Origin of the sequence: Vallicoccus soli (genome assembly GCF_003594885.1) — a bacterium.
GTDB lineage: Bacteria > Actinomycetota > Actinomycetes > Motilibacterales > Motilibacteraceae > Vallicoccus > Vallicoccus soli.
The window spans coordinates 99,789-125,356 of the sequence record NZ_QZEZ01000006.1 but is presented as its reverse complement, the minus strand read 5'-3'; the positions used below and the strand labels follow the sequence as shown (position 1 = coordinate 125,356).

Below are 25,568 nucleotides of genomic sequence, written 5' to 3'. Positions count from 1 at the left end.
CCCGGGGCGGTACGGCAAGCGCTCTCTCAGCCGCGCGGGTACGACGCCTTCGCCTCGGCCAGGCGGTAGGCCACCGCGTAGTAGGCCGGCTTGCGGCGGAAGTCCTCGGTCATGACCGTCGCGAAGCCCTCGCCCTGGAAGAACACCGGGACCCAGGAGTACTTGTCGGTGAAGCCCCACAGCGTGAACGAGTCGCAGCCCTCGACGCTGAGGCACGCCTCGAGCGCCTGGCGGTAGTAGTCCGCCTGCTGGTCCTGCTGCGCCCGCGTCGGCTGCTCCCCGACCGGCACGTCCATGCGGACGTCCAGCTCGGTCACGGCCGTCTCCACCCCGAGGTCGGCGAAGCGCTGCAGGTTGGCCTGCAGGTCGCCCGGGAAGCCGTACCGCGTGCTGAGGTGCGCCTGCACGGAGAAGCCGTCCACCGGCACGCCCTTGGCCTGGAACTCCTGCACGAGCGCGTAGTACGCGTCGCTCTTGGCGTTGTCGCTCTCCACGCCGTAGTCGTTGAAGAACAGCTTCGCGGCGGGGTCGGCCTGGTGCGCCCAGCGGAACGCGTCTTCGATGATGCCGGGGCCGAGCTCGCGGATCCAGATGTTGTCCTGCGTGCGCAGGCTGCCGTCGTCGAGGAAGATCTCGTTCGCGACGTCCCACTGCTGGATCTTGCCCTTGTAGCGCCCGACCACGGTGCGGATGTGGTCGCGCAGGATCCGGCGCAGCTGCGGCTTGGTGAACTCGCCCTCCTCGAGCCACGCGGGGTTCTGGCTGTGCCAGAGCAGCGTGTGCCCGCGCACGACCTGCCCGTGCCGCTGGGCGAAGCGCACGATCTCGTCGGCCGGCCCGAAGCGGTACGTCCCCTGCTCGGGGTGGATGAACTCCCACTTCATCTGGTTCTCGGGCGAGAGGGAGCTGAACTGCTGCCCGACGAGGCGGCGGTACTGCCGGTCGTTGGGGAACGGGTCCGGGTAGGGCTGGTCCACGTGGTGGCCGCCGCCGGCGACCGCGGTGCCGATGCGGAACCCCTCCGGCGCGAGGTCGCGCAGCGCGAGGGGGCCGCCGGGCGCCGCCGCGGCGGCGCGCTCGGCCGCGGGGGCGGCCGTGGCGGGCAGGGCCGCGGGGACCGCGGCGAGGAGGGCGGACGCGCCGAGCACGGCCGCGACGGTGCGGGTGGGCTTCATGGGTGCTCTCCTGCGGTGGGGCGGGCTGCCGGTCGCCCGTCTCGACGTTCCGGAAGTTTCCGGAACATTGCGAGAGACTAGGAAGCCGCGGTCGGTGCGTCAAGGGGTGGCGGGGGGTCGCCTGCGATGCGCGCAGGGGTGCCCGCCGCTGCGCCGGTCCGCTGAGGGGCACCCTCACGCGGGCGCGGATCCATGAGGGGCACCCTCAGGCCGTGCGGGCCCGTGAGGGGCACCCTCAGCAGACTCGACTCTGCTCAGGGGCACCCTCATGCGCGCGCAGGCCCATGAGGGGCACCCTCAAGCGGTGCAGGCCCATGAGGGGCACCCTCAGCAGACTCGACTCTGCTCAGGGGCACCCTCATGCGGCGTCCGCGCCTGGGGGTGCCCCTCATGGGAGGCGGCGCAGGCACCCCGCGACGGGCGGGAGGGGCGCCGAGGACCCGTCCGTACGGGCCCCCGACGGCGGGCGTCAGCGCAGGGCGCGCGGGCAGCCGGCGCAGAGGGCGGCGGCCTGGCCGGGGAGCTTGTCGTTGTAGCAGCAGGTGATGCGCCGGCGGCTCAGCGCCGGGGCGACGTCGGCGTCGACGACCTCGCAGGTCGAGCCGCTGGGCAGCGGGGCCTCGGGGCCCGGCAGGGCCAGGTGGGCGTCGGCGACGGCGCGCACGACGTCGCCGCCGAGCAGCGCCGGGAGCGAGAGCGCGCCGTCGAGGGCGTCGAGCACCCCGCCCCAGAGCTGGTGCGGGCCGCGGCGGACGGTGCGCGGCTCGACGTCGAGGAAGGCGGCGGCGTGCGCGACGACCTCGGCGCGCAGCCGTGCGGCGAGGGCGCGCTCGTCGGGCAGCACCTCGGCGAGCGGCGACCCCGCCGCCGGGTCGTCGGGCAGGCACGCGAAGCGCGGGTCGAGCAGCGCGACCGCGCTCGGGCGCCCGCCCTCGACGCGCACGGCGAGCGCGCCGGGCCCCAGGCGCGGGACGCGGCGGTCGAGCGCGAAGGGCAGGCCGCCGGCGTACGCGGGGACACAGAGGTACCAGGCCCGCACCCAGGCCTCGACGGTCAGGGCGGGCACCGGGGCGCCGGCATCGGCCTCGAGGCGGGTACGCAGCTCCCGATGCCAGGCGCGCAGCACCGCGGAGCCGTCGAGGACCGCGCTGCAGTCGACCCACGGGAGCGGACCCTCGGGCAGGGCGCCGTCGCCGCCCGGGACCGCGAGCTCGAACCACTCCGCGAGCCCGCTCACCCGGCGCGCGGTCGCGGCCAGCGGGTGGGCGGCGGCGACGGCCGGGGCGGGGAGCACGGGTGCGGTCACCGGTGCACCATAGCGAAGGCTTCCCTAACCCCGCACCGCCCGCCCCCGACCGCCGGCTCAGCGCCGGCGGTCGCGCCGCCCGGTGAAGGTCGTGACGGCCACGACGACGACCGCCGCTGCGGCCACCGCGGCCAGCGGGACGAGGTGCTGCGCGTGCCCGCCGCCCTCGTCGGCCCCGGCCGCCGCGTCGGCCCCCTCGCCCCCGTCGGCACCGCCGACCGCCCCGGCGGCCCCTGGGGCCCCTAGGGCCCCGGCGGCAGGGGTCCCCTCCGCGCCCGGGGTGGCCCCCGGCACCGCGGCGGGCCCCGACGGCGGCGCCTGCGACGGCCCCTCCGACGGCTCGGGGGCGCCCGCGCCGGCCCCGGCGGGCGCGCCCGCGCCACCCTCGACCGTGAACCGCACCTCGCCCGACACCGGGTGCCCGTCGGCGGAGACCACCCGGAAGGCCACCCGGTAGTCGCCGTCGCCGGCCGCGGCGACGGCCTGCTCGACGGTGCCGTCGAGGACCTCCGGAGCGCCCTCGGCGGCCGGGCCGCCCGGCCCCTCGACGACGACGGTCGCCAGGCCGCTCTGCACCGCCTCGTCGAAGACCAGCCGCACCACGCCGGGCGCCGCCTGCAGGGACGCCCCGTCGGCGGGCTCGGTGCTGGAGAGGCTGGCGTGGGCGGCGGCGGGGCCCGCGCCGAGCACCGCGCCGGTGCTGGCGGCCCCGAGCGCGAGCGCGCCGGCGGCGAGGCGGCGGGCGGCGGCCGTACGGGGGCTCACGCGCGCCGCCGGCGGGCCGCCAGGCCGAGCGCCCCGGCCCCGAGCACGAGCCCGGCACCGCCGAGGCTCCGGGCGAGCACGTCGTCCCCGGCGGCCGCGGGGCGCGTCGCGGCGACCGGCTGCGCGTCGGAGCCGTCGGCCGCCGGGTCCGCACCGTGGCCGTGCCCGCCCTCGCCGCCGGGCGCGGCCGGCTCCACGGCGACGACCGGCGCGGGGTGCTCGGGTTCCTCGCCGCCCGTCGGGGGCTGGTCCCACGCGACGACCTCGCCGCTGTCGTACGTCTGGGTGGCCGGCAGGACGAGCTCGTCGACGTCGGGCAGCGGGCCGAGCGAGAGCGAGAACTCCTCGAACTCGCCCGGGGCGATGCGGGTGCCCTCCTGCGCGGTCCAGGTGACGCGCGTGACGGCCTCGCTGAGCGTCGTCGTGCCCGTGGCGACCGGCTCGGGGAGTCGGGTGGTGGTGAGCGCCACGTCCCAGCCGGGCAGCGGACGGGCGCGGACCGAGGCCAGCGGGGTGTCCTGCGGCAGCTCCACGGCGAGCGCCGTCGTGCCGGCGTCATCGCGCTCGGTGGGCACGGTGAGGACGACCTTGGCGTAGCCGCCGGCGGTCGCCCCCGCGGGTGCGACCGCGGTCACGTGGGCGGCGGCGGGGCCGGCCAGGGCCGCGCCGAGGGCGGTCAGGCCGGCGGCGGCCGCGGCGGCGCGGGCCGCGCGGCGGCGGGTGGGGGTGGTCTTCGGGTGGGGCACGGGTCGCCTTCCTCCGCGCGCTGCGGCGCGGGGGGGTACGTCGGGTCGGGGTCCGTCAGCCGCGCGCGGCGGCGGGGACCCGCGGCGGCCCGCGGCGGACCAGGGGGCGCGGCGCGGGGGGAGCCGGCGGCGGTGCGGGGGCGGCGGGCCGCACCACGCCCTCACCCGGCACCGGCGGCTGCGCGGGGACGGCGGGCGGGGCCGTGCGCCCGAGCGCGGCGGCGACGCCGGCGCCGGCGTCCCACAGCGCGTCCTCGCCCCGCACGAGGACGACGGCCAGGGCCAGGGCGCCCACGGCGTGGCCGGCGGCCATGACCGGGTCGGCGGCCTCGCGGAGCGCGGCGCCCGGGCCGGCCGCCGCTCCCGTGAGCAGGGCGTGCACGCCCGCCTGCGCGACGAGCGCGACCGCGCCGAGGCGTCGGGTCGTCCAGCGCGCACCGGACAGCGCGAGGCAGGCGGCGAGGACCAGCGCGCCCGCCGCGAGCAGGGCCCCGCCGGGAGCGGGCCCGCCCGCGCCGAGGTGGCCCGCGGCCGGCAGCAGGGTGCAGGCGGCCGCGACGGCGGCGGCGCGCGCCAGCCGCAGCGGTCCCCGCGTCACGAGCTGCACGCCCGCCACGCTACGCCGCGCGGCGGTGCGCCCGGTCCCCCTACGCTCCGGGCGTGACGACCGTCCCGCCGCCCCCGGCACGTCCCGAGCCCGCCGAGGGTCGCGTGCGGGTCGAGCGGGTGCGCGCGGAGGACTGGGAGCGCTGGCGCGACCTGCGCCTGGAGATGCTCGAGGACACGCCCATCGCGTACCTCGAGACCCTCGCCGGCGCGCGCCGCCTCGGCGACGCCGCCTGGCGGGCGCGGGCCGCGGACGCCGCCGCGGGCGCGGGCTTCGTCGCGGTCGACCCCGCCACCGGGACCTGGGTCGGCACCATGAGCGCGTACGAGCCCGAGCCCGGCGTGGCGCTGCTGGTGTCGGTGTACGTGGCGCCGGGCTGGCGCGGCGGCACCGGCGCGGCGGACGCGCTGCTCGCGGCCTGCGTCGCCTGGGCGCGCGGGCGCGGCGCCCCGGTCATGCGGCTGCTCGTGCACGAGGACAACGCCCGGGCGGTGGCCTTCTACGCCCGCGCGGGCTTCGTGCCGACGGGGCGGCGCGAGCCGTACCCGCTGGACCGGACGCGCTGGGAGCTCGAGATGGAGCTGGACCTGGGCACGGCACCGGGCCGTGCGCCGGGGGGGACGCACGGCCCGGTGGTCGGGGAGCCCGGCCGCTAGGCGAGCGCCCGGCGCCCGGTGGCGGCGGGCCGCAGGAGCACCTCCACCGGCAGGCCCGGGTCGCCCGTGGCGGCGCGGGCGTGCTCGGCGGTCTCGCGGACCAGCCGCTCGCGCAGCGCGGGGACGTCGGCGTGCTCGTCGACGTCGACCACCACGGCGAGCCGGTGGCCCCGCCGGCCGTGCACCCGCGCGCCGGCCGCCACGACGCCGGGCATCCGCCCGACCTCCTCCTCGACGGCGTCGGCGAGCGCGCCGGAGCGCAGCACGAGGGCCCCGTCGACCCCGCCGTCGGACAGGTCCAGCCGCGCGACGCGGTCGGTGCGCAGCTGCGCCAGGAGCCACCAGAGCGCGAGCAGCGCCACGGCGAGGCACCCCCCGGCCACGGCCCACCAGGCCCAGCCCCGCTCCTGCGGCCACGCGCGCAGGGCCGGGGCGAGCACGGGGTCGTCCGCGCGCCCGGCGCCGAGGGCGCCCAGGCCGGCGGCCGCGCCGAGGGCGCCGCCGACCAGCAGCGCGAGCCCCAGCAGGGCGACGAGCACCGGGCCGACCCGGTCGACCCGCCTCACCGGGCACCGCCCTCGACCCGCACCCGCGGGCGCAGCCGCCCGTCGAGCCCCAGGTCGTCCAGCCGGGCGCGCACCGCGTCCTCCACGCGGGGGCGCAGCGCGGCGGCGTCGTGCAGGCCCACCTCCGCCCTGACGACGACCCGGCGCCGGCCGGCCCGCGCGCTCGCGCCGAGGACGCCGTCCGCGCCGCGGGCCGCGGCGGCCAGCGAGCGCTCGACGCTGCGGCGCGACGCCGCGACCTGCACGCCCCGGTCGTCGGAGGTCCCCCCGCCGGGCGCGGGCAGCAGGACGGCGCGGGGACGCCCGCGGCGCAGGAGCGCGACGAGCAGTAGCAGCCCGAGCAGCGCCGCGCCCACCGCGGCGGCGACCACGGGCGCGTCCTGCCAGGAGGCGACGGACAGCGCCCCGGCGACGGCCGGGCCGTCCAGGAGGACGTACGGGCGCCCGGTCGCCCCCGCGACGGCCTCCACGAGGCCGACGGCGGCGGCGCCGAGGAGCAGCAGGGACACGACGAGCGACAGAGCGCTGGGCAGCGCGCGCGGCGGCACCGCCGCCGGGCGCGACCCGCTGCGGCGGGACGTGGCCACGGGGATCACCTCACCCTCGGTCGGTCGGGGACGGACGCGTCGAGGCGGAGCACCTCGACGTCGACGCGGAGCACGCGCACCGCGCAGGTGCGCGCCACCTCGGTGCGCACGGCCTCGCGGACGGCGGCGACGACGCGGCGCACGTCCTCGGGCCAGCGCACGGACAGCGCCAGCGAGACCACGGCGACGTCGCCGTCGACCCGCGCGCCGACGTCGGCGGTACGGGGGTCGGCCGCGTCGCCGCCGAGCCCGCCCAGCGCGCCGAGGACGCCGTGGCGGACCCCGCCGGCCCCCGGCACGCGGGCCGCCGCGGCGGCGGCGACCCGCTCGACCACGCGCGGGGCGACGGTGAGCCGCCCGCGCTCGGCGGGCGGCGTCGGCAGGGGCTGCGCGGGAGGCGGCGGGACGGGGCCGGCCCAGGTGGCGCGGGCCGGCGCCGCGGCGGTCACCGCCGGGGGCGGCCGGCGCCGCCGAGGTACGGGGTCAGGTCCAGCTGCCCGGCGAGCACCTTGCCCGCGACGACGCCGAGGGCGCCGAGGACGGCGGTGACGAACAGGCCGCTGAAGCCGTCGACGGCCCAGGCCAGGCCGAGGACGAGGCCGGTCGCGAGACCGGCGAGGGTCAGGGGGGCGGGCACGGGGGCCTCCAGGGTGTGGGGGGACGGTCGGGACCAGCCGGGTCGGCGGGGTCGGCGGGGTCAGACGGGTCGGCGGGGTCGGCGGGGTGGGCGGGGCGGGGGGCGCTGCGGCAGCAGGCGCCGGACGAGGGCCGGCAGCAGGTAGCCCGCGCGGCGCAGGGCGCCGCGGCGGCGGACGAACACCACCTCGGGCCCGGCGCCCGCCCGGCCGGCCGGGTCCCCGGGGCTCCCGGGGCTCCCGGGGCTCCCGGGGCCGCCCCGGTCCCGCCAGTCGGCGCGGCGCAGGCCCTCGGTGAAGGCGGCGGGGTCGCCGCCCGCGTCGGGGTGGTGGGCCCGCAGCCACGCGCGGCGCGCGGCGCGGGCCGCACGGTCCCCGGACGGGGGCTGCTCCGGGCGGCCCGCGGCGTCCCCGCCCGGCGGGCGCCGGGGCACTCAGGCCCCGGCGCCGGCGGGCAGCGCGGGCGGCTCCTCGCCGGGCAGCAGGACGTCCGCGACGAGGACGTCCACCGCCCGGCCCGGCGCGGCGGACGCCGCGGCGGCGCGGACACCGTCGACGAGCGACGGCACCGGGTCGCCGTACCGGAGCACCACGGCCACCTGCAGCCCGCCGTCCGGGCCGACCCGGACGCCGCGCACCCGCTCGCCCGGGAGGTGGGTGGCGACCAGCGCGGCCGTGCCGCCGCCGCCGAGGGCGGCGACGCCCGGTGCGGCGACCACCGCCGCCGCCACCGCCCGCACGTCCGGGCCGGACGCCGCGGACCGCTCCTGCCGCGCGGGCCGCACGGGCTGCACGCCGTCCACGCTCAGACCACGCGGGACGGCTCGGCGTCCTCGTCGTCGTCGTCCGGCAGGTGGATGTCGTTGACGTTGACGTTGACCTCGGTCACCTCGAGGCCGGTCATGCCCTCCACCGAGCCGATGACGTTCTTGCGCACCGCCGCGGCGAGGTCGGAGATGCTGACGCCGTACTCGACGACGACCTCGAGGTCGATCGCCGCCTGGCGCTCGCCGACCTCCACGGACACGCCCTGGCCGACGGCCTGGGACGAGCCGGGGATGCGCTCGCGGATCGCGCCGAAGGTGCGCGCGGCGCCGCCGCCGAGGGCGTGCACGCCGCTCACCTCGCGGGCGGCGATGCCCGCCACCTTCTGCACGACGCCGTCGGCGATGGCGGTGCGGCCCTTGCTCGACTCCAGCGCGGAGCCGCCGGCGCGGGCGACGTCCCTGGTCGTCGTGCTGGCGGTGGTGCTGGTGCCGGTCGTGGTCGTGGTCATCGGGGACCTCCTGTCTCGGGTCGTCCGGATCGGTACGGACGGTTGGACACGACAGGAGTCGCGGAGGTTACGGGTCGCGCACAACTCTTCGGGGAAGGACCCCGGCGTGACCGACGACGCGCACCTCGTCGCGGCCGCCCGGGAGGGCAGCCTCGACGCGTTCGACGAGCTGGTGCGCAGGCACCAGGACCGGGCGTACCGCCTCGCGCTGCGCCTCACCGGCGACCCCCACGACGCGCAGGACGTCGTCCAGGACGCCTTCGTGCAGGCCTGGGGGGCGCTGCGGACCTGGCGCGGCGAGGCCGCCTTCACCACGTGGCTGCACCGCATCGTCGTGAACCGGGCCTCCAACGCCCGCCGCGACCGGCGGCCCACGGAGCCGCTGCCCCCGCACGAGCTGCTGCCGCAGGTCGAGGCGGCGGAGCGGGGGGCCCTGGCCTCCGCCCGGCGCGAGGCGGCGGTCCGCGCCGTCGCCGAGCTGCCCTTCGAGCAGCGCTCGGCGCTGGCGCTGCACTACTTCGCGGACTTCCCCCTCGCCGAGGTGGCCCGCATCCTGGGCATCACCGAGGGTGCGGCCAAGGTCCGCGTCCACCGGGCCCGGCGCAGCCTGGCCCGCCGTCTCGAGGACTGGAGGTGAGCGGCATGGACGGGGGACGTCCCGCACGCTCCGGAGAGCACCCCGGACCCGACCGCGGCGCCGACGGCGCCCCGGCCGGAGCGCCCGAGCAGGAGGTGCCACCGCTGCCGGCGCCGGTGCTGGAGCTCGTCCGCGAGCCCGTGCGGGCGCCGGCGTCGCTGCGCCCGACGGTCATGCGGCGCGTGCGCGACGCGGCGGGCACCGGCGGCTCGGTGGTGGTCGGCGACGGCGGGCGCGGCGAGGACCGCGTCGCGCTGCGCGTCGTCGAGCGCCTCGCCCGCGCCGCGGCCGAGCGGGTGCCGGGCGTCGCGCTCGTGGTCGGCCGCGCGCACGTGGACGCGGAGCAGGGCCCCGGGGGGCTGGTGCGCGTGCACCTCGACGTCACGGTCGAGCGCGGCGCGACCATCACCGAGCTCGCGGAGGCCGTGCGCAGGGCCGTGCGCCGCGACCTGCGGGCCGGCGCCTCGGTGCCGGTCGGCGCGGTCGACGTCGCCGTGGTGGACGTCCGGGTGGACGGGCCCACCGACGGAGCCTGACCCGGCGGCCCGTGCGGCACCCGGCGGCGGTCGGGAGCGAGCGGGCGGCCCGACGGCGACCGGGCCGGGCGCCGGCCCGGCGTAGGCTGCGCGGCGTGGCCGATCCCGCCGCGCCCGAGCCGCGCTGGCTCGACGCCGAGGAGCAGCGCACCTGGCGCGCCTGGCTCGCCATGCAGCAGCTCGTCGGGGAGGCGCTGGAGCGCCAGCTGCAGCAGGACGCGGGCATGCCGCACGCGTACTACGCCATCCTCGCCCGGCTCTCCCACGAGCCGGGCCGCGCGGCCCGGATGAGCGACCTCGCCGCGGCCGTGCAGCAGTCCCAGAGCCGCCTCTCGCACGCGGTCGCCCGGCTCGAGGCCGCCGGCTGGGTCCGCCGCGAGCGGTGCGCGTCGGACCGGCGCGGGAACCTCGCGGTGCTGACCGACGACGGCGCCGCGGCCCTGCGCGCGGCCGCACCGGGGCACGTCGAGCAGGTGCGGCGCGCGCTGTTCGACCCGCTGTCCCGCGAGGAGGCCCGGCTGCTCGGCGAGCTGGCCGAGCGGGTGGTCGCCGCCCACGGCGTCGACCTCGACGCGCAGGCGGGCGTCCCGCCGCGGCCCCACGACCTGGCGTCCTGACCGCACCGGCGGCACCTGACCGGCCCGGCGGCACCTGACCGGCCCGGCGGCACCTGACCGGCCCGGCGGCACCTGGCCGGCCCGGCGGCTCCTGACCGGCCCGGCGGCGCGCCGGGGCGTCAGGCGGGCAGGGCGGCGAGGGCGGCCGCCGCCGCCCCCAGCGGGCCCGCGTCCGGGCCCAGGGCACCGACGAGGACGGCGACGTCGGCGTTCACCGGCAGCGCGGTGCGCGCGACCGCCTCGCGCACCGCGCCGGCGAGCAGCTCCCCGGCGCCGGCGAGGGCCCCGGTGAGCACCACCGCCTGCGGGCTCAGCGCGTTGCACAGCCCCGCCGCGACCTGCCCGGCGGCCTCGCCCGCGTCGCGCAGGGCCCGCCGGCAGGCCGGGTCGCCGGCGGCGGCCGCGGCGAGCACCTCGTGCGGGGCGAGGGGCCCGTCCGCCCAGGCCGCGAGCGCGCGCAGCACCGCGGGCACGCCGGCGTAGACCTCGAGGCAGCCCCGGCCGCCGCAGCGGCACAGCGGCCCGCGCGGGTCCACCGGGACGTGGCCCAGCTCGCCCGCTCCCCCCGCCCGGCCGGTGCGCACGCGCCGCTCGAGCACGACCGCCCCGCCGACACCGGCGTGCAGCTTGAGCAGGACGAGGTCGTCGTACGGCCGCGCGACGCCCCACAGCAGCTCCGCGCGCGCCGCGCAGTTCGCGTCGTTGTCCGCGTGCACCGGCACGCCGAGCTCGGCGGACAGCACGGCGGGGACGTCCAGGGCCTCCCAGCCCGGGCGCATGCCGCGCGGTCCGCCGGTGAGCGGCTCGGAGGGGGCGCCGGCGGGGCCGAGGCCCAGCGGCAGCGCCAGCCCGACGCCGAGCAGCGGGGCGGCCCCCGCGCGCTCGCCCAGGTCGCGCACCAGGCCGGCGGCCGCCTCGAGGCCGTCCCGCGCCCCGTACGCCACCGGCATCCGGCGGGCCGCCCCCGGACCCCGCCCGTGCCCCCCGTCGAGGACCCGCGCCCGCACGTGCGCCCAGCCGAACTCCACGCCGACGACCTCGCCGCGCCCGGGGTCCAGGGCGAGGAGCGTGCCGGGCCGCCCGCGCCCGCCGGGCCCGGTGGGCTCGGCCTCGCCGACCTCGCGGACCGTGCCGGCCGCCACCAGGGCGGCCGCGACGGCGGAGACGGTGGACTTCGGCAGGCCCGTGCGCCGGGCGAGGTCGGCGCGGGTGGCGGCGCCGTGCTCACGCAGGGCCACGACGGTGCGGGCGGTCGCGCCGCGGAGGTCGCTCACGCGGGCGACGCTACCCCTGTTTCGGCCAGACCTGGACCGTTGACACCCCTCCAGGTGCTCCCTAGGTTCGCCGCCGTCCGATACCGCTGCTCCGCCACCGACGCCCCGGAGTGACCATGGTCCGTCCCCGCACCCTCCCCGCGCTCGTCGCGGCGGCCGCCCTGGCCGTCCCGACCGCCGTCCTCGCCGCCCCGGCCACCGCCGCCCCGCAGGCCGCCGCGCCGGCCAGCACGGCCGCGCCCGCGCAGCGGGCCTCGCTCGCCACCGGCGACGACGTGCCGTCCCCCACCGTCACCGGGCCGCTGGCCCGCACGAGCCCTCTGGGCGACCCCCGCCACGGCTACCCCTTCCTCGCCACCGACGTCGACCTGCGCGCCGCCGGCTACGTCGAGGAGGAGTTCCTCGTCTCCGGCGAGGCGACGCGCTACGCCGCGGACGGGCGCACCGACGCGACCGTGACGAGCACGGGGCACCCGTACACGACCCGGATCGTCGTCCGGCGCCCCGCGACGGCGGCCGCCTCCAACGGCGTGGTCCTCGCCGAGTGGCTCAACGTGAGCAACCAGTGGGACCAGGAGGTCGACTGGTTCCAGACCCACGAGCACCTCATGCGCGAGGGGTACACCTGGGTCGGCGTCTCGGCGCAGCGCGCGGGCGTCCACTCGGCGACCGGCCTGCGCGCCTGGAGCCCGGAGCGCTACGGCGCGCTCGACCTCACCGACGGCGGGACGGTCGAGGACGACTCGCTGTCGTACGACGTCTTCAGCCAGGCGGTGAAGGCCCTGCGCGACCCCGCGGGCACCGACCCGCTGGGCCCGCTCGACCCCGACTACGTCATCGCCACGGGCCACTCGCAGTCCGCCGGGCGCCTGCACACGTACTACGGCAGCGTGCAGCCGCTCGCCGACGTGCTCGACGCGGTGGTGCTGCACGGCGGTGGCGGTCCGGTGCGCACCGACCTCGACACCCCGCTGTTCAAGCTCAACTCCGAGGGCGACGTCGCCATCGACCTCATCGGCGCCGCGCAGCGCCAGCCCGACTCCGACGTGCTGCGCACCTGGGAGGTCGCGGGCGCCTCGCACGGGGACTGGAAGCTCATCACCGACTACGGCCCGCTGCGGCTGCGCGACATCGGCTCGCTGCCCGGCGGCTACCCGGGCACGCCGCAGACCTGCGAGCTGCCGTCGCTGTCGCGGGTGCCGCAGCACCAGGTGCAGGCCGCCGTGTACGACCGCACGGTGGCGTGGGTCGCGTACGGGGTGCAGCCGCCGACGGCGCAGCCCATCGCCCTCACCGAGGACGGCGACGTCGTGCGCGACCGCCTCGGCCTGGCCAAGGGCGGCATCCGCCTGGCGGCCCAGGTGGCCCCGGTGCGCGTCAACAGCGGCGTGAACACCGGCCCGGGCTTCTGCTTCCTCGACGGCAGCTCCGTCCCGCTGGCCGAGGGTGTCCTGGCGCGGCGCTACCCCGACGTGCGCACGTACGTCGACCGCGCCGCCGCGGCGACCGCCCGGGCCGTGCAGCGCGGCTTCGTCCCGGCCGGCGTCGCGGCCGACCCGGCCTGGTACTCGGACCTGTCGCACCTCGTCGACGACCTCGCCGCCGAGGGCCGCCTCGCGGCGCCGCTCGCGGTCCGGCTCGACGCGTGGGCGCAGCGGGCCGGGCTCGCGGCGGACGACGGCCGGCGCGCCCAGGCCGTCCGCCTGCTCGAGGACCTCGTCGCGCAGGTCGAGGGCTCCCGGGCCGACGCGCCGGCGCGGGCGGCGCTGCTGCGCCAGGCCGAGGCGGCGCTCGCGGTGCTGCGCCTGCCGCTGTGACCGGCTAGTGCGGCTCCGCCGGGCCCGGTACGGGGGTCCGGGCCCGGTGGCGCCGCACGTGCAGGGCCCGCGCCCGCGCGTCGAGCGGCGGCACCGGGCCCACGACCTCGACCCCCGGGGCGACGTCGGTCACGGCGAGGGTGCGGACCGGCGGCACGGGGGCGCCGAGCTCGGCCAGCCAGCCGGCGAGCTGCGCCCCGGTCGCCGCGCAGACGATGCGCCCGAGCCCGGCCCAGCCGTGCGCGGCGGCGCACATCGGGCAGTGCTCGCCAGAGGTGTAGACGGTGGCCGCCGCCCGTTCGTCGGCGTCGAGGTGCACCGCCGCCCAGCGCGCGGCGGCGATCTCGGGGTGCTGCGTCGGGTCGCCGGTCGCGGCCACCCGGTTCCGGTCCTCGAAGCGGACCACGCCCGCCGCGTCCACGAGCACCGAGCCGAACGGGTCGTCCCCGGCCTCCAGCGCCTCCTCCGCGAGCTCGAGGCAGCGGTGCAGGTGCGCCAGCCCGGCGTCGCCGAGGGGCGTCACCACCCCCACCCGCGCCGCGCGCCCAGCTCCCGCACGGCGGCGTCGACCGTGGCGCGCAGCCGCACCGGGTCGGTCTGGTCGTGGCCGAGGCGCAGCCGGCTGACGACGTCGCGCCCCTCGGACAGCAGCCCGCCGCGCCGGTCCGCCTCCAGCACGACCTCCACGCCCCGGGGGTCGGCGAGGAAGGTCACCTCGAGCTCGTTGACCTTGCGCGCGAGCGAGGACGGCGGGCGGAACTCCAGCTCCTGGTAGAAGGGCAGGTCCGACCCGCGCAGGCGCCCCTTCTCCACGTCGCCGTGGGTGAAGCGCCAGCCCAGGCCGCCGAGCGCCTCGACGACGGCGTGCTGCACGGGCAGCGGGACGACGGTCACGGGGTCGAGGTCGCCCGGGTCGACGGCCCCCGCGATGGCTAGGCGAGTGCGCACACCGACCCGCACGCCGCGTAGGTGCCAACCGCCGAGCGCGGTGACCGGGGTCTGCCACGGCACCGCGACGGCGAAGGGCAGCTCGGTCCGGCTGCCCGGTTCCACGTGGAACCCCGTCCCGACCGTCTGGGCGCCGAAGACGACGTCCTCGCGCCACTCGTGGTCGCCGCTCTCCACCTCGACCCGGGCCTCGAGCCCGACGACGACCTCGTCGACCTGCTGCGCCACGCTGCCGCCGAGCACGACGACCCGCCCGGTCACCGAGCCCCCCGGCTGCACCGCGTCACGGTCGAGCACCGTGTCCACCGAGGCCGCCCCCGCGCCGAAGCGCGCCATGAGGTCGCGCAGAGCCATGCCGTCCCCCTCCCGGGCCGTCCGGCCCGCTGCCGTCGTCGCCGGGCCCCGTACGGACCCTGCTCCCTCGACGGGCGGAGCGCCGGCAGCGTTCCCGCGGACGTGGCGCGCGCCACGCCCGGGGCTGCGACCCGCCGCTCCGGGAACATCGGGTCCGTCGGGGGCCTTGCCCCTGGCAGAGCGAGCGTCCCGGTGCTGCGGCGTCCGTACCCCGTCCGCCCCGCACCTCCCGGAGGCCCCGTGCAGTCCCCCCGCTCCGCGCCGCTGGCCGCGAGCCTCGCCGCGCTGGCCGTCGGCGGCTTCGGCATCGGCACCACCGAGTTCGCCACGATGGGCGTGCTGCCCGAGGTGACCGGCGACCTCGGCGCCACCATCCCCGAGGGCGGGCACCTGGTCTCGGCGTACGCGCTCGGCGTCGTCGTCGGCGCCCCGCTGCTCGCCGTGCTCGGCGCGAAGCTCCAGCGGACCACGCTGCTGCTGCTCCTGCTCGTCGGCGTGGCCGTCGGCAACGCCGCGTCCGCGCTGGCCCCCGGCTTCGGCTCGCTGCTCGTCGCCCGCTTCGCCGCCGGCCTGCCGCACGGCGCGTACTTCGGCATCGGGGCCGTCGTCGCCGCCGCGCTGGCCCCGCCGGACCGGCGCGCCCGCGCGGTCGCCTTCGTCATGCTGGGCCTCACCATCGCCAACCTGCTGGGCGTCCCGGTGGCGACCTGGCTCGGGCAGGAGCTCGGCTGGCGCACGACGTACGGGTTCGTCGCCGTCGTCGGCCTGCTGGCCGTCGCCGCCGTCGCGCGGTACGTCCCCGCCGTCCCCGCGCAGGAGGGCGCGACGGCCCGCCAGGAGCTCGGCGCCCTGCGCCGGCGCCAGGTGTGGCTCGCGCTGCTCACCGGGGCGATCGGCTTCGGCGGCTTCTTCGCGGTGTACAGCTACATCTCTCCGACGCTCACCGACGTGACCGGCACCAGCGAGTCGGTCGTGCCGGTCATCCTCGCCGTCTTCGGCGTCGGCATGACGCTCGGCACCCTCGTCGGCGGCCGCCTCGCGGACTGGAGCATCCCGCGCACGGTGCTGCTGGGCCTGGGCGCCAACGCGGTGCTCCTGGTCCTCTTCACCTGGACCGCGCACGCCCTCGTCCCCGCGGCAGTCACGCTGCTGCTGTTCGCGGCGACCGGCTCGGCGATGATCCCCGCCCTGCAGATGCGCCTCATGGACGTCTCGCCGGACGCGCAGTCCCTCGCCGCCGCCCTGCACCACTCGGCGCTCAACGTCGCGAACGCGCTGGGCGCCTGGCTCGGCGGCCTCGTCATCGCCCTCGGCTGGGGCTACACCGCCCCGGCCGCGGTCGGCGCGGTGCTCGCCCTGCTCGGCATCGTGGTGTTCGCGTACTCCGTGCGCTCGGACCGGGTGCGTCAGCGGGCCAGGGCCGTGGAGCTCGCCGCGGCTTGAGGCCCGGCACAGCGGGGCGGTGGTACGCCCGTCCCGGCGCGGCCCATGAGGGGCGCCCTCAGGCGGGCACCGGGGCCCATGAGGGGCACCCTCAGCCGTGCATGTCCCCTGAGGGGCACCCCCAGCAGGGTCGAGCCTGCTGAGGGGCACCCTCAGGGGCCCGACGCGCCTCCGGGTGCCCCTCATGCGTCACGCGGGAAGCGCCCGGGCGTCACAGCCCGTCGAACGGCGGCGCGTACCGGAACACCCCCGCCAGCCCGGGGTCCCACGCCGTGAGCCTGCGCAGCTGGAAGTGGGCGCCCCAGGCGGGGTCGGGCGCGCGCACGCCGGCGCCCTCGGCGGGCCCGAAGCCGTAGCGGCCGTAGAGCGCGGGGTCGCCCAGCAGCACCACGCACGGCTCGCCGAGGGCGTCGGCGGCGCCGAGCACCGCGTGCAGCAGGGCGCCGCCGATGCCGCGGCCCTGGTGCGCGGGCAGCACGCCGACCGGCCCGAGGGCGGGGACGCGCTGCCCCGCGAGGCTGCCGGCGCTGGTGACGACCGACCCGACGACCGCGCCGCCGGCCTCGGCGACGAGGGTGAGCGGCGCGAGCAGGTGCCCACCGGTGCGCAGCGCCGCCGCGAGGGGCGCCTCGGTGCGGGCGCCGTCGGCGAAGGCGGCCACGTGCACCGCGTGCACGGCGGGGACGTCGGCGGGCAGCTCACGGCGCACGAGGACCACGGGCCCCAGCCTGAGGACGCCCTCGCGCGGCGTCCACCCGGGTCAGCCCCGGCGGGCCGCGACGAGCGCGGCGAGCACCCCGGGGTCGTCGGTCGTGACGCCGCTGACCCCGAGCGCCGCCACCCGCTCCAGCGCGCCCGGGTCGTTGACCGGCCAGGTCGTGACCAGCCGGACCGAGCGGTGCAGCTCGTCGACCAGCCCGGTGCTGAGGTGCGAGCGGTGCACGGCGACCCCGTCGACGTCGCCGCGGCGGACCCGCTCGCGCAGCGCCCCGACCTCCGCGCCCGTGCGCGCCGACACCATCACCCGGGCCCAGTCCAGCGGCAGGAAGCGGTCCAGCGACGGCCAGAGGCGCGAGCAGACCCACACCTCGCGCCCCGGCGCGGCCTCGTGCAGCAGGGCGGCGAGGTGCTCGCCGACGTCGGGCGTGCGGCCCTTGAGGTCCAGCAGGAACGTCGCGCCGCCCGCCGCCGCCTCCAGCACCTCCGGCAGGAGCAGCCGGGGGCGCCAGGCCGGGACGACCCGCCAGGCGTCCCAGAGGAACGGCAGGGGGCCGGCGGTCTTGAGGTGGCGCACCTCGAGGCGCCCCCCGTGGCTCCAGACGTCGGCCTCGACGAGGTCCGCGCCGGCCGCGAGCGCAGCGTGCAGGCCCTCCAGCGAGTTGCCCGCGCGGTGGGCGATCGCGAGCGGCGCCCCGCCCCCGGCCGGGATCACGCCGCGGCGGCGAGGCTCGGGACGGGCTCGCGGCGGTGCGCGGCGAGCGGCTCGACCGGTGCCAGGCGCGCGGCGCGGCGGGTGAGGAGCAGCGCGGGCGCGCCGAGCAGGACGCCGGGCAGCCAGGCGAGCGCGGCCTTGAGGGCGACGGCCCCGACGGCGGCCTGCCACGGGACGCCGAGCGCGGCGAGGGCGGCGGCGAGCGCGGCGTCCTTGGGGCTGGCCCCGTGCGGGCCGGGCAGGGCGCCGGCGAGCTGGCTCGCGGCGAAGGCCCCGGCGATCGCGGCCGGCGCGACGTGGTGCCCGGTCGCGGCGAGGCAGCCGAGCAGGAGCGCGACGACGGAGGCCTGGTACCCCATCGACAGCAGCACGCCGGCCGCGAGGCGCCGCGGGGCGGGGAGCCGGCGCTCGGGCACCCACTGGGGCCGCACGCGGTGCACGACGAGGACGGTCAGGGCCAGCGCGGCGCCGGCGCCGAGCGCGGGCAGCAGCAGGCCGAGCGGCAGCGTGGTGCCGGCCAGGGCGACGAAGGCGGCGAGCCCGACCGCCCCGACCACGCGGTCGAGGGCGACCTCGGCGAGGCCCGACGGCGTGGCCATGCCCGTCCCGTGCAGCCGGCGCACCCGCCAGAGGTCCGCGCCCACGTGGCCCGGCGTGGCCAGGCCCAGCAGCTCGGCCTCGGCGAACGCGCGCAGGTGCCAGCGCCGCGAGCGCCCGCTCTCGCCGATCGCGTACCAGCGCAGGGGGCACAGGACGTACTTGCCGACGACCCACGGCAGCAGGCCGAGCAGCGCCGGCAGGAGGGACACCTCGGGCAGCGCGGGCAGCGTCACGGCGGGCACGGCGAGGGCGGCGACGAGCAGCGCGGCCCGGGCGACGCCCCCGTACGTGACGCGGGGGGCGCTGGCGCGACGGGTCATGGAGGAGGCTCTCGGTCGGGGACGGCTCCGCCTTGAGGCGTACCCGACGGGCAGCCCCGGCACGCCTGCCGCAGCCTCACAGCCGCTTCGTGAGGATCGTGGTGGGTCGCAGGGTCCCGTACGGGTCCGCGGCGTACGCGTCGACCGTCCCGACCCGCTGCCAACCCCAGCGGGCGTAGACCGCCTCGGCCGGGCTGCCGGTCTCGGTGTCCAGGACGAGGACGGTCCGGCCGAGGGCGCGCGCCTCCTGCTCGAGGCGGGCCATGAGCGCGCCCGCGACGCCGGCGCCCCGCGCCCGGCGCAGGACGAGGAGCTTGGCGACCTCGGCCCGGTGCGCGCCGTTGGGCATCGCGGACGGGTGCAGCTGCACGCAGCCCACGACCGCCCCGTCCCGGTCGCGGGCCACCCAGGTGGACGCCCCGCCACCCAGCGCTCGCCGCCAGAAGGCCCGGGCGCCCTCCAGGTCGAGACCGCTGAGGAAGCCGACGCTCGCCCCGCCCTCGACCGCGTCCACGAGGAGCGCGGCGAGCCCGTCCAGGTCGGCGGCGCCCGCCGGCTCCACGGTGGTCACGCGCCGCATCCTGCCCGGCCGCAGGTGCCCGCCGCGACCCCTGCGGTCCGCCCGGTCCGGGCCCGACCCGCCCGGCGCGCCCGGGCGTCGGGAGGCGGGAGGCGTGGGCGGTCGGCCCGGCGGGCAGCCGTCGTGCGTGGCGGGACCGGGCCGACCCCCGTACCCCGACCGGCGGGCCGCCGGGCGGGTGCTGGCCGCCGCCCTCGCGGGCGGCACGGGCGGTCAGGACGCGGTGGTCCTGGGCCTGCCGCGCGGCGGGGTCCCGGTGGCCGCCGAGGTGGCGGCGGCGCTGGGCGCGCCGCTCGACGTGCTCATCGTGCGCAAGCTCGGCCTGCCCGGGCGGCCGGAGCTGGCGATGGGCGCGGTGGCCGCGGTCGGCGACGAGGTGCGCACCGTCCTCAACGAGCACGTCCTCGCCCGCGCCGGGGTGGACGACGCGACCCTGGCGGGCGTGCGCGAGCGGGAGCTGGCCGAGCTCCGGCGGCGGGAGGCGGCGTACCGGGGGGACCGCGCGCCGGTGCCGGTCACCGGCCGGGTCGCGGTCCTCGTCGACGACGGGCTGGCGACCGGGGCGACCGTACGGGCGGCCGTCGCCGCGGTGCGCCGCTCGGCCCCCTCCCGCGTCGTGGTCGCCGTGCCGGTCGGGTCCGCCGAGGCCGTGCGCGACGTCGGTGCCGAGGTCGACGCCCTCGTCTGCCCGTGGGTGCCGGAGCCGTTCCTGGCGGTGGGCCGCGCGTACGTCGACTTCGGCCAGACGGGCGACGGGGAGGTGCGCCGGGCCCTGGGCGGCTGAGCGCTACGGCTCCTGGCCGGCGGCACGGCGCGCGCGGGCGACGACGTCCTCGAGGACCGCCCGGTCCGCCGTCGCCGCGGCCACGTCCTGCGGCCACCCCGGCACGACCTCGCCGGCCCAGGCCGCCCACTGCTCGACGAGGGCGTAGTAGTCGGTGAGGAACCGCGACACGAGCAGCAGCTGCGGGAGCCGCTCGGGGAAGGGGCCGGTGCCGTCGAGGTACTGCTGCCCGACCGCCGCGCTCTCGGCGGCCCGCTCCCTCGCCCACGCTCGCGCGGCGGCGAGGGTCGCCAGCAGGTCCTCGCGGGTCCCGTTCTCGCTGAAGAGCACGTGGAGCAGCTGCTCGGCCTCGAGCACCGGCCCCGCGCCGGGCTCGCGCAGCCACTCCGCGAGCGCCTCCCGCCCCTGCGGGGTGATCGCGTAGACCGTGCGCGGGCGACGGCCGACGAGCTCCCGCGCGCCCGTCGCGAGCCCGTGCGCGACGAGCTTCTTGGGCTCCTCGTAGAGCTTGCTCTGCGCCCGCGGCCACACCAGGCCGACCGAGCGTCCCATCTGCCGGGTCAGCTCGTACGTCGACCACGGCCGGACCGCGAGCAGGCCGAGGACGGCGTACGAGGTCGTGGTCAGCGCACCCCTTGACACCGGTACTCCCTTCGGGACTACTGGGAGGACGAGGCCGTACTCCCGAGGGGACTGTAGGAGGACCCGATGGCCACCACCGAGCGGGCGCGCGTCGACGAGGGCAACCGGGCGCAGGAGCGGACGTGGGACGGCGACGAGGGGGACTACTGGGCCCGGCACGCCGACCGGTTCGACCGGTCGGTCGCGGGCTACCACGACGGCTTCCTCGCGGCGGCCGGCGTACGGCCCGGGGACCGCGTCCTCGACGTGGGCTGCGGCGCCGGGCGGACCACCCTCGACGCCGCCCGGGCCGCCGGGGAGGGCGGCGCGGTGGGGGTCGACCTGTCCTCCCGACTGCTCGAGGTCGCCCGGCGCCGGGCACGCGCCGAGGGGGTGACCGGGGCCCGGTTCGTCCGCGCCGACGCCCAGGTGCACCCGTTCGCTCCCGAGGCGCACGACCTCGTCGTCTCGCGGACCGGCGCGATGTTCTTCGCCGACCCCGTCGCCGCCTTCGCCGGCCTGGCCCGCACGACCCGGCCGGGCGGGCGGCTCGTCCTGCTGGTCTGGCGCGCCGCCGCGGAGAACGCCTGGATCACGCAGGTCGCCGGCGCGCTGTCCGGGGTCGCGGCGCCGCCGACGGCCGGCACCGCCCCCGGCCCGTTCTCGCTCGCCGACCCGCGGCACGTCGAGGCGGTGCTGACCGCCGCCGGGTGGTCGGGGGTCGCGCTCGAGCCCCGCGACGCGCCGCTGTGGTTCGGCGAGGACGCCGAGGACGCGCTGCGGTTCCTGCTCGGGCTCTTCGGCTGGCAGCTCGACGGCCGCCCGGCCGCGGACCGTGAGGCCGCCGTCGACCGCCTGCGGGCGAGCCTCGTCCGGCACGAGGGTCCCCGAGGGGTGCGCTACGCCTCGGCCGCCTGGCTGTGCACCGCCCGGCGCGGGCCCGGCCGGTGAGCGCCGGGCCCGCCCGGGAGCACGCCGGCTCCTTCCGCGACGTCGACGCGGGCTCGCAGGCGCAGCGGGCCGCGGCCGTGGCGGCGCTCGACGTGCAGGCGCAGCTCCCCGCGGTCCGCAGGCTCAAGGCGTGGGCCGTCGAGCAGCTCGACCCGCGCCCCGGCGCCCGCGCGCTCGACGTCGGCTGCGGGACCGGCGAGGACGTCCAGGGCCTGGCCCTGCTGGTCGCCCCCGGCGGGCGGGCGCTCGGCGTGGACCCGAGCCGGGCGATGGTCGAGGTGGCGCGGCGCCGGGCCGCGACCACCGGCAGCGCCGCGCGCTTCGCCGTCGGCGCGGCCGAGCGGCTCCCCGTCGGGGACGCGGAGGTCGACCTGGTGCGCGTCGAGCGGGTGCTGCAGCACGTGCCCGGACCGGCCGCGGCCGTCGCGGAGGTGCACCGCGTCCTGCGCCCCGGCGGCCGCGCGGTGCTCGTCGACACCGACTGGCGCACGCTGGCCGTCTGGCCCGGCGAGCCGGCGGTGGTGGCGGCCGCGCGCGAGGCCTGGGCGGCCCGGGTGCCGCAGCCGGCGGCCGGCGCCCGCCTGCTCGACCTCGTGGCCGAGGCCGGCTTCACGGACCCGCGGCTCACCGCGGAGGTGCTGCTCCTGCGGCCCGCGGGTGCCGGCGACCCGCCGCTCGGCCTCGTCGTCGCCGTCGCGGCCGCCGCCGGCCTCGACCCGGGCGCGGTCGAGGCGTGGCGCCGGGAGCTCGCGCGGGCGGCCTCGCGCGGCACGCTCGTCGTCTCGGTGACCGTGCTCGCCGTGAGCGCCGTCCGACCGCCCCTGCCGCGGTAGCGCCGGCCCGACCGCTGGTGCGGCCGGGGGCCCCGCTGCTTCACTGGCGCCGTGGCCCCTGCCCTGCCCCCGTTCGCGGCCTGGCGCTTCACCGGCGCGGTGGACGGCTTCGAGGTGCTCTACGCCGAGCCCGGCCGGCTGCGCGGGCACACCTCGGCGGTGGAGGACGGCCAGCCGTACGCCGTCCGCTACGACGTCCGCCTCGACGACGCGTGGCGCACGCGCGAGGCCCGGGTCTGGTCCGACACCGTGGCGGGCCCGCGGGAGACGACGCTGCGCTCGGACGGGGAGGGCCGCTGGACCGTGGACGGGGCCCCGGCGCCGCACCTCGACGGCCTCGTCGACGTCGACCTCGAGGCGTCGGCCTGCACCAACACGCTCCCGGTCCACCGGCTCGACATCCGCGGGGACGCGCCCACCGCCGCGTCGGCGGCGTACGTGCAGGCGCTCGACCTCACCGTCCGCCGGCTCGACCAGACGTACCGGCGGCGCGACGCGCACCGCTACGACTACACGTCCGAGGGGGGCTTCGCGGCCCTGCTCGTGTACGACGACGCCGGGCTGGTCCTCGACTACCCCGGCATCGCGGTCCGCCACGCCTGAGCACGGCCCCCGTCCGCCCGCCGGGCGTGGGAGGTCGTCGCGCGGGTAGCCGCCCCGCCCGACGACGGACAGGAGGGGACCGTGCCCGAGCCGGACGACCCGGGTGCGGCGGGGGTGACGGCCCTGCCGCAGGTGCGCGAGCTGGCGCTGCCGGGCCGTCGACCGCCGCTGCTTCTCGTGCCGCCGGGGGCCGATGAGGACCCGGCGCCGCGGCCGCTGCTCGTCTTCCTGCACGGCGCCGGCGGCACCGGCGAGCAGGGCGTGCCGCTGCTGCGCGGGGCCGCCGCCGCGCACGGGGCGCTCGCCCTGCTGACGACCTCGCGCGGGGCGACCTGGGACCTGCTGCTCGGTCGGCTCGGGCCGGACGCCGATGCGCTCGACGCCGCGCTGGACCAGGTGCGGGCCGAGCGCGCGGTGGGACGCCTCGCCCTCGGCGGCTTCTCGGACGGGGCCTCGTACGCCCTGTCGCTCGGGCTCGCCGCGGGGGACCGGTACGAGGCGCTGCTCGCCTTCTCGCCCGGGTTCGCCGCACCGCCGCGGCGCGTCGGGCTGCCCCGGGCGTTCGTCGCGCACGGCACCGACGACGCGGTCCTGCCCGTCGAGCGCTGCGGGCGCCCCGTGGCCCGCGACCTGCGCGGCCGCGGGCACGAGGTGCGCTACGAGGAGTTCCGCGGCGGCCACGTCGTCCCGCGGCCCCTCGTGGACGCGGCGCTCGCCTGGTGGCTCGACGGACCTGCACCCGCCCGCGGCGTGTGACCCGCGGCCGCCCGGGTAGCCGCGCCCCCTCAGGTGACGAGGGGGTCGTGGTGGCGGGAGCGTGGCTCATCGGGCGCGAGGACGCGCGGCGCAGCCGACAGGCGGTGGACGGGGAGCGGCCCCGCGCGGTCCTCCTCGCGGTGCACCGCAGCGACGACCGGGCGCCCGCGGGCGGGCGCCCGCTGCCCGTCGTCGGTGCGACGGGCTCGCCGCTGTCGCTCGACGAGCTGGAGCGGCTCGCCGACACCGACGGCATCGACGTCGTGGACCGGGTGGTGCAGGAGCGCGGACGGCCCGACCCGGCGACGTACGTCGGCGCGGGCAAGGCCGACGAGCTCGGCGAGGTCGTGCGGCGCACCGGCGCCGACGTGGTCGTCGCCGACGAGGAGCTCAGCCCGGCGCAGGCGCGGAACCTCGAGGAGCGGGCGGGCGTCCGGGTCGTGGACCGCACCGCCCTCATCCTCGACATCTTCCGCGAGCACGCGCGCACCGCGGAGGGCCGCACCCAGGTGGAGCTGGCGCAGATCGCGTACCAGCTGCCGCGCCTGCTCGGCCACGGCCGCGAGATGTCCCGGGTCGGCGGCGGCCGGGTCGCGGGCGGCGCCGGCATCGGCGTCCGCGGCCCCGGCGAGATGCGCCTGGAGGTCGAGCGGCGCCGCCTGCGCTCGCGCGCGGGGCGGCTGCGCCGCGGCGTGGGCCAGCTCGCCGAGCGGCGGGCGACCACCCGGCGGCGGCGGGCGCGCAACGAGGTCCCGGGGGTCGCGCTCACCGGCTACACCAACGCGGGCAAGTCCGCGCTGCTCAACCGGCTCACCGGCGCGGACGTCGCCGTCGAGGGCGTCCTGTTCGCCACGCTCGACCCGACCGTGCGCCGGCTGGTGGTGGACGGCACGACGATGACGGTGGCCGACACGGTCGGGTTCGTCCGGCACCTGCCCCACCAGCTCGTGGACGCCTTCCGCTCCACCCTGGAGGAGGTGGCCGAGAGCGACCTCGCGGTGCACGTGGTCGACGCGTCCGCGCCCGACGCCATCGACCAGCTGACGACGGTGCGCGGCGTGCTCGCCGAGGTCGGGGCGGGCGACGTCCCCGAGCTGCTCGTGCTCAACAAGGTCGACGTCACACCGGCGGACCGCCTGGAGGGGCTGCAGCGGGCGTACCCCGACGCCCTCGCCGTCTCCGCGCTCACCGGGCAGGGCGTGCCCGGGCTGCGGCAGGAGCTCGCGGCGCGGCTCGCCACCGCGCGCTGAGCGGGCACAGAGGGCTCCTAGGGTCGGGACCATGAGCACCCCACGCCGCGGCGTCCTCGTGACCGGCGCGTCCCGCGGGATCGGCGCGGCCGTCGCCCGCCGCCTCGCCGCCCACGGCGACCGCGTCGCCGTCCACCACCGGGCGTCGCGCGAGCGCGCCGAGGAGGTGCTCGCCTCGCTCGACGGCGACGGGCACGTGGTCGTCGGGGGCGACATCGGCGACCCGGCCGCGGTGCCGTCCATGGTCGCGACCGCGGCCGACGCGCTCGGGCGCATCGACGTCCTCGTCAACAACGCCGCGCTCTACACCGAGCCGGCGCCGGGCGGGCACCGGCGGCTGGGCCACCCGCTCGACGCGACCCCGTACGAGGAGTGGGTCGCGGCCTGGCGCCGCACGGTCGACGTGAACCTGCTCGGCACGGCGAACGTCACCTGGTGCGTCGCCCGGCACATGCTCGACGTCGACCCGGAGCCGGGGGCGCCGCGGGGGCGCATCGTCAACGTGGGCTCGCGCGGGGCGTTCCGCGGCGAGCCGGACGTGCCCGCGTACGGCGCCGCGAAGGCCGGCGTCCACGCGCTCGGCCAGTCCCTGGCGCTGGCCCTCGGCGAGCACGGGATCGCGGTGTCCTCGGTGGCGCCCGGCTTCGTCGCCACCGACATGGCGGCCGAGCACCTGGAGGGCCCGGGTGGCGACGCGCTGCGGGCGCAGAGCCCGTTCGGCCGCGTCGCCGCGCCGGAGGAGGTCGCGGCGGCCGTGGCCTACCTCGCCTCCGCCGAGGCGGAGTGGGCCTCCGGCGCGGTGCTCGACCTCAACGGGGCGTCCCACCTGCGCTGAGGGTCCCCGCACGCGGAGGAGCCGCCGGCCCGAGCGGACCGGCGGCTCCCCCTGGGTG

The 25,568-nt window shown here is 79.5% G+C and carries 33 protein-coding genes; 13 read left to right on the top strand and 20 right to left on the bottom strand.

Annotated elements, in window-relative coordinates:
• Nucleotides 1-26 precede the first annotated feature (26 nt).
• The 5 genes from D5H78_RS13330 to D5H78_RS13310 form a co-directional block, all read right to left on the bottom strand.
• Entirely contained in the window at nt 27-1,175 is a 1,149-nt protein-coding gene (locus D5H78_RS13330) for an endo-1,4-beta-xylanase (protein WP_119950978.1), read from the bottom strand.
• A 469-nt stretch (nt 1,176-1,644) separates the two neighbouring features.
• On the bottom strand, nt 1,645-2,481 hold the full coding sequence (locus D5H78_RS13325) for an iron-sulfur protein (RefSeq protein ID WP_119950977.1): 837 nt from the start codon (nt 2,479-2,481) through the stop codon (nt 1,645-1,647).
• Between the two features lie 57 nt (nt 2,482-2,538).
• The gene (locus D5H78_RS13320; RefSeq protein WP_119950976.1) at nt 2,539-3,246 is read right to left on the bottom strand and encodes a copper resistance CopC family protein; all 708 of its coding nucleotides are present in this window, start codon (nt 3,244-3,246) and stop codon (nt 2,539-2,541) included.
• Nucleotides 3,243-3,992, bottom strand: a complete 750-nt coding sequence (locus D5H78_RS13315; RefSeq protein ID WP_119950975.1) for a YcnI family protein — start codon at nt 3,990-3,992, stop codon at nt 3,243-3,245. Before D5H78_RS13315 ends, D5H78_RS13320 begins: the two co-directional genes overlap by 4 nt.
• A gap of 55 nt (nt 3,993-4,047) precedes the next feature.
• Nucleotides 4,048-4,599, bottom strand: coding sequence for a hypothetical protein (locus D5H78_RS13310; protein ID WP_119950974.1), 552 nt, complete (start codon nt 4,597-4,599; stop codon nt 4,048-4,050).
• Nucleotides 4,600-4,652: 53 nt separating this feature from the next.
• On the opposite strand from D5H78_RS13310, the gene D5H78_RS13305 reads away from it, so the two are divergent.
• Entirely contained in the window at nt 4,653-5,255 is a 603-nt protein-coding gene (locus tag D5H78_RS13305) for a GNAT family N-acetyltransferase (protein WP_218566588.1), read from the top strand.
• Here D5H78_RS13305 and amaP read toward each other — a convergent pair.
• From amaP to D5H78_RS13270, 7 genes are read right to left on the bottom strand one after another with little or no spacing between them, the layout of a single operon-like run.
• On the bottom strand, nt 5,252-5,821 hold the full coding sequence (gene amaP, locus D5H78_RS13300) for an alkaline shock response membrane anchor protein AmaP (RefSeq protein WP_119950973.1): 570 nt from the start codon (nt 5,819-5,821) through the stop codon (nt 5,252-5,254). The two genes, D5H78_RS13305 and amaP, sit on opposite strands and share 4 nt — an antisense overlap.
• Nucleotides 5,818-6,408 (bottom strand): DUF6286 domain-containing protein, encoded by a 591-nt coding sequence (locus D5H78_RS13295; protein ID WP_218566587.1) that lies wholly within the window; start codon nt 6,406-6,408, stop codon nt 5,818-5,820. Before D5H78_RS13295 ends, amaP begins: the two co-directional genes overlap by 4 nt.
• 5 nt (nt 6,409-6,413) lie before the next feature.
• Nucleotides 6,414-6,857: an Asp23/Gls24 family envelope stress response protein gene (locus tag D5H78_RS13290; protein WP_119951128.1), complete on the bottom strand. Its 444-nt coding sequence runs from the start codon at nt 6,855-6,857 to the stop codon at nt 6,414-6,416.
• Nucleotides 6,854-7,045 carry a hypothetical protein gene (locus D5H78_RS13285; RefSeq protein WP_177891240.1) on the bottom strand — a complete coding sequence of 64 codons (192 nt, stop codon included), beginning with the start codon at nt 7,043-7,045 and terminating at the stop codon, nt 6,854-6,856. The genes D5H78_RS13290 and D5H78_RS13285 overlap by 4 nt, the downstream gene beginning before the upstream one ends.
• A 60-nt stretch (nt 7,046-7,105) precedes the next feature.
• Nucleotides 7,106-7,477: a hypothetical protein gene (locus tag D5H78_RS19395; RefSeq protein ID WP_165865733.1), complete on the bottom strand. Its 372-nt coding sequence runs from the start codon at nt 7,475-7,477 to the stop codon at nt 7,106-7,108.
• Nucleotides 7,478-7,837, bottom strand: coding sequence for a hypothetical protein (locus D5H78_RS13275; RefSeq protein WP_218566586.1), 360 nt, complete (start codon nt 7,835-7,837; stop codon nt 7,478-7,480).
• Nucleotides 7,838-7,848: 11 nt separating this feature from the next.
• Nucleotides 7,849-8,319, bottom strand: coding sequence for an Asp23/Gls24 family envelope stress response protein (locus D5H78_RS13270; protein ID WP_119950972.1), 471 nt, complete (start codon nt 8,317-8,319; stop codon nt 7,849-7,851).
• 106 nt (nt 8,320-8,425) lie between these two features.
• Here D5H78_RS13270 and D5H78_RS13265 point away from each other — a divergent pair, with 106 nt between their 5' ends.
• The 3 genes from D5H78_RS13265 (at nt 8,426) to D5H78_RS13255 (ending at nt 10,109) form a co-directional block, all read left to right on the top strand.
• The gene (locus D5H78_RS13265; RefSeq protein ID WP_165865732.1) at nt 8,426-8,956 is read left to right on the top strand and encodes an RNA polymerase sigma factor; all 531 of its coding nucleotides are present in this window, start codon (nt 8,426-8,428) and stop codon (nt 8,954-8,956) included.
• 5 nt (nt 8,957-8,961) lie between these two features.
• A complete protein-coding gene (locus D5H78_RS13260; RefSeq protein WP_133412063.1) occupies nt 8,962-9,492 on the top strand; it encodes an Asp23/Gls24 family envelope stress response protein in 531 nt (176 codons plus the stop codon).
• Between the two features lie 170 nt (nt 9,493-9,662).
• On the top strand, nt 9,663-10,109 hold the full coding sequence (locus D5H78_RS13255) for a MarR family winged helix-turn-helix transcriptional regulator (RefSeq protein WP_119951125.1): 447 nt from the start codon (nt 9,663-9,665) through the stop codon (nt 10,107-10,109).
• A 119-nt stretch (nt 10,110-10,228) separates the two neighbouring features.
• Here the strand turns inward: D5H78_RS13255 and D5H78_RS13250 are convergent, their stop codons facing one another.
• Nucleotides 10,229-11,383 carry an ROK family transcriptional regulator gene (locus tag D5H78_RS13250; protein ID WP_119950969.1) on the bottom strand — a complete coding sequence of 385 codons (1,155 nt, stop codon included), beginning with the start codon at nt 11,381-11,383 and terminating at the stop codon, nt 10,229-10,231.
• 116 nt (nt 11,384-11,499) lie between these two features.
• On the opposite strand from D5H78_RS13250, the gene D5H78_RS13245 reads away from it, so the two are divergent.
• The gene (locus D5H78_RS13245; RefSeq protein WP_133412062.1) at nt 11,500-13,200 is read left to right on the top strand and encodes an alpha/beta hydrolase domain-containing protein; all 1,701 of its coding nucleotides are present in this window, start codon (nt 11,500-11,502) and stop codon (nt 13,198-13,200) included.
• 4 nt (nt 13,201-13,204) lie between these two features.
• Here the strand turns inward: D5H78_RS13245 and D5H78_RS13240 are convergent, their stop codons facing one another.
• Nucleotides 13,205-13,723, bottom strand: a complete 519-nt coding sequence (locus D5H78_RS13240) for a nucleoside deaminase (RefSeq protein ID WP_119951124.1) — start codon at nt 13,721-13,723, stop codon at nt 13,205-13,207.
• Entirely contained in the window at nt 13,720-14,502 is a 783-nt protein-coding gene (locus D5H78_RS13235) for a sporulation protein (protein ID WP_119950967.1), read from the bottom strand. Before D5H78_RS13235 ends, D5H78_RS13240 begins: the two co-directional genes overlap by 4 nt.
• Before the next feature lie 240 nt (nt 14,503-14,742).
• On the opposite strand from D5H78_RS13235, the gene D5H78_RS13230 reads away from it, so the two are divergent.
• Entirely contained in the window at nt 14,743-15,945 is a 1,203-nt protein-coding gene (locus tag D5H78_RS13230) for an MFS transporter (RefSeq protein WP_218566584.1), read from the top strand.
• 211 nt (nt 15,946-16,156) lie between these two features.
• On the opposite strand, the gene D5H78_RS13225 is transcribed toward D5H78_RS13230, so the two are convergent.
• The 4 genes from D5H78_RS13225 to D5H78_RS13210 all read right to left on the bottom strand — a co-directional run bounded on the left by D5H78_RS13225 (nt 16,157) and on the right by D5H78_RS13210 (nt 18,877).
• Entirely contained in the window at nt 16,157-16,663 is a 507-nt protein-coding gene (locus D5H78_RS13225; protein ID WP_119950966.1) for a GNAT family N-acetyltransferase, read from the bottom strand.
• Between the two features lie 42 nt (nt 16,664-16,705).
• Nucleotides 16,706-17,377 (bottom strand): glycerophosphodiester phosphodiesterase, encoded by a 672-nt coding sequence (locus tag D5H78_RS13220; protein WP_119950965.1) that lies wholly within the window; start codon nt 17,375-17,377, stop codon nt 16,706-16,708.
• Nucleotides 17,374-18,297, bottom strand: a complete 924-nt coding sequence (locus tag D5H78_RS13215; RefSeq protein ID WP_119950964.1) for a lysylphosphatidylglycerol synthase domain-containing protein — start codon at nt 18,295-18,297, stop codon at nt 17,374-17,376. The genes D5H78_RS13220 and D5H78_RS13215 overlap by 4 nt, the downstream gene beginning before the upstream one ends.
• 76 nt (nt 18,298-18,373) lie before the next feature.
• A complete protein-coding gene (locus tag D5H78_RS13210) occupies nt 18,374-18,877 on the bottom strand; it encodes a GNAT family N-acetyltransferase (protein ID WP_119950963.1) in 504 nt (167 codons plus the stop codon).
• Between the two features lie 94 nt (nt 18,878-18,971).
• Here D5H78_RS13210 and D5H78_RS13205 point away from each other — a divergent pair, with 94 nt between their 5' ends.
• Nucleotides 18,972-19,661, top strand: coding sequence for a phosphoribosyltransferase (locus tag D5H78_RS13205; RefSeq protein WP_218566583.1), 690 nt, complete (start codon nt 18,972-18,974; stop codon nt 19,659-19,661).
• Nucleotides 19,662-19,664: 3 nt separating this feature from the next.
• Here D5H78_RS13205 and D5H78_RS13200 read toward each other — a convergent pair whose 3' ends face one another.
• Entirely contained in the window at nt 19,665-20,303 is a 639-nt protein-coding gene (locus tag D5H78_RS13200) for a PadR family transcriptional regulator (RefSeq protein WP_119950962.1), read from the bottom strand.
• Nucleotides 20,304-20,369: 66 nt separating this feature from the next.
• On the opposite strand from D5H78_RS13200, the gene D5H78_RS13195 reads away from it, so the two are divergent.
• The 6 genes from D5H78_RS13195 (at nt 20,370) to D5H78_RS13170 (ending at nt 25,510) form a co-directional block, all read left to right on the top strand.
• Nucleotides 20,370-21,233: a class I SAM-dependent methyltransferase gene (locus tag D5H78_RS13195; protein WP_119950961.1), complete on the top strand. Its 864-nt coding sequence runs from the start codon at nt 20,370-20,372 to the stop codon at nt 21,231-21,233.
• On the top strand, nt 21,230-22,066 hold the full coding sequence (locus tag D5H78_RS13190) for a methyltransferase domain-containing protein (RefSeq protein WP_133412061.1): 837 nt from the start codon (nt 21,230-21,232) through the stop codon (nt 22,064-22,066). Before D5H78_RS13195 ends, D5H78_RS13190 begins: the two co-directional genes overlap by 4 nt.
• A 51-nt stretch (nt 22,067-22,117) precedes the next feature.
• A complete protein-coding gene (locus D5H78_RS13185) occupies nt 22,118-22,669 on the top strand; it encodes a putative glycolipid-binding domain-containing protein (protein ID WP_119950959.1) in 552 nt (183 codons plus the stop codon).
• Nucleotides 22,670-22,750: 81 nt separating this feature from the next.
• A complete protein-coding gene (locus D5H78_RS13180) occupies nt 22,751-23,425 on the top strand; it encodes an alpha/beta hydrolase (RefSeq protein ID WP_119950958.1) in 675 nt (224 codons plus the stop codon).
• A gap of 50 nt (nt 23,426-23,475) precedes the next feature.
• Entirely contained in the window at nt 23,476-24,675 is a 1,200-nt protein-coding gene (gene hflX, locus D5H78_RS13175; protein ID WP_119951121.1) for a GTPase HflX, read from the top strand.
• Between the two features lie 31 nt (nt 24,676-24,706).
• Nucleotides 24,707-25,510 carry an SDR family NAD(P)-dependent oxidoreductase gene (locus D5H78_RS13170; RefSeq protein ID WP_119950957.1) on the top strand — a complete coding sequence of 268 codons (804 nt, stop codon included), beginning with the start codon at nt 24,707-24,709 and terminating at the stop codon, nt 25,508-25,510.
• Nucleotides 25,511-25,568: the final 58 nt, after the last annotated feature.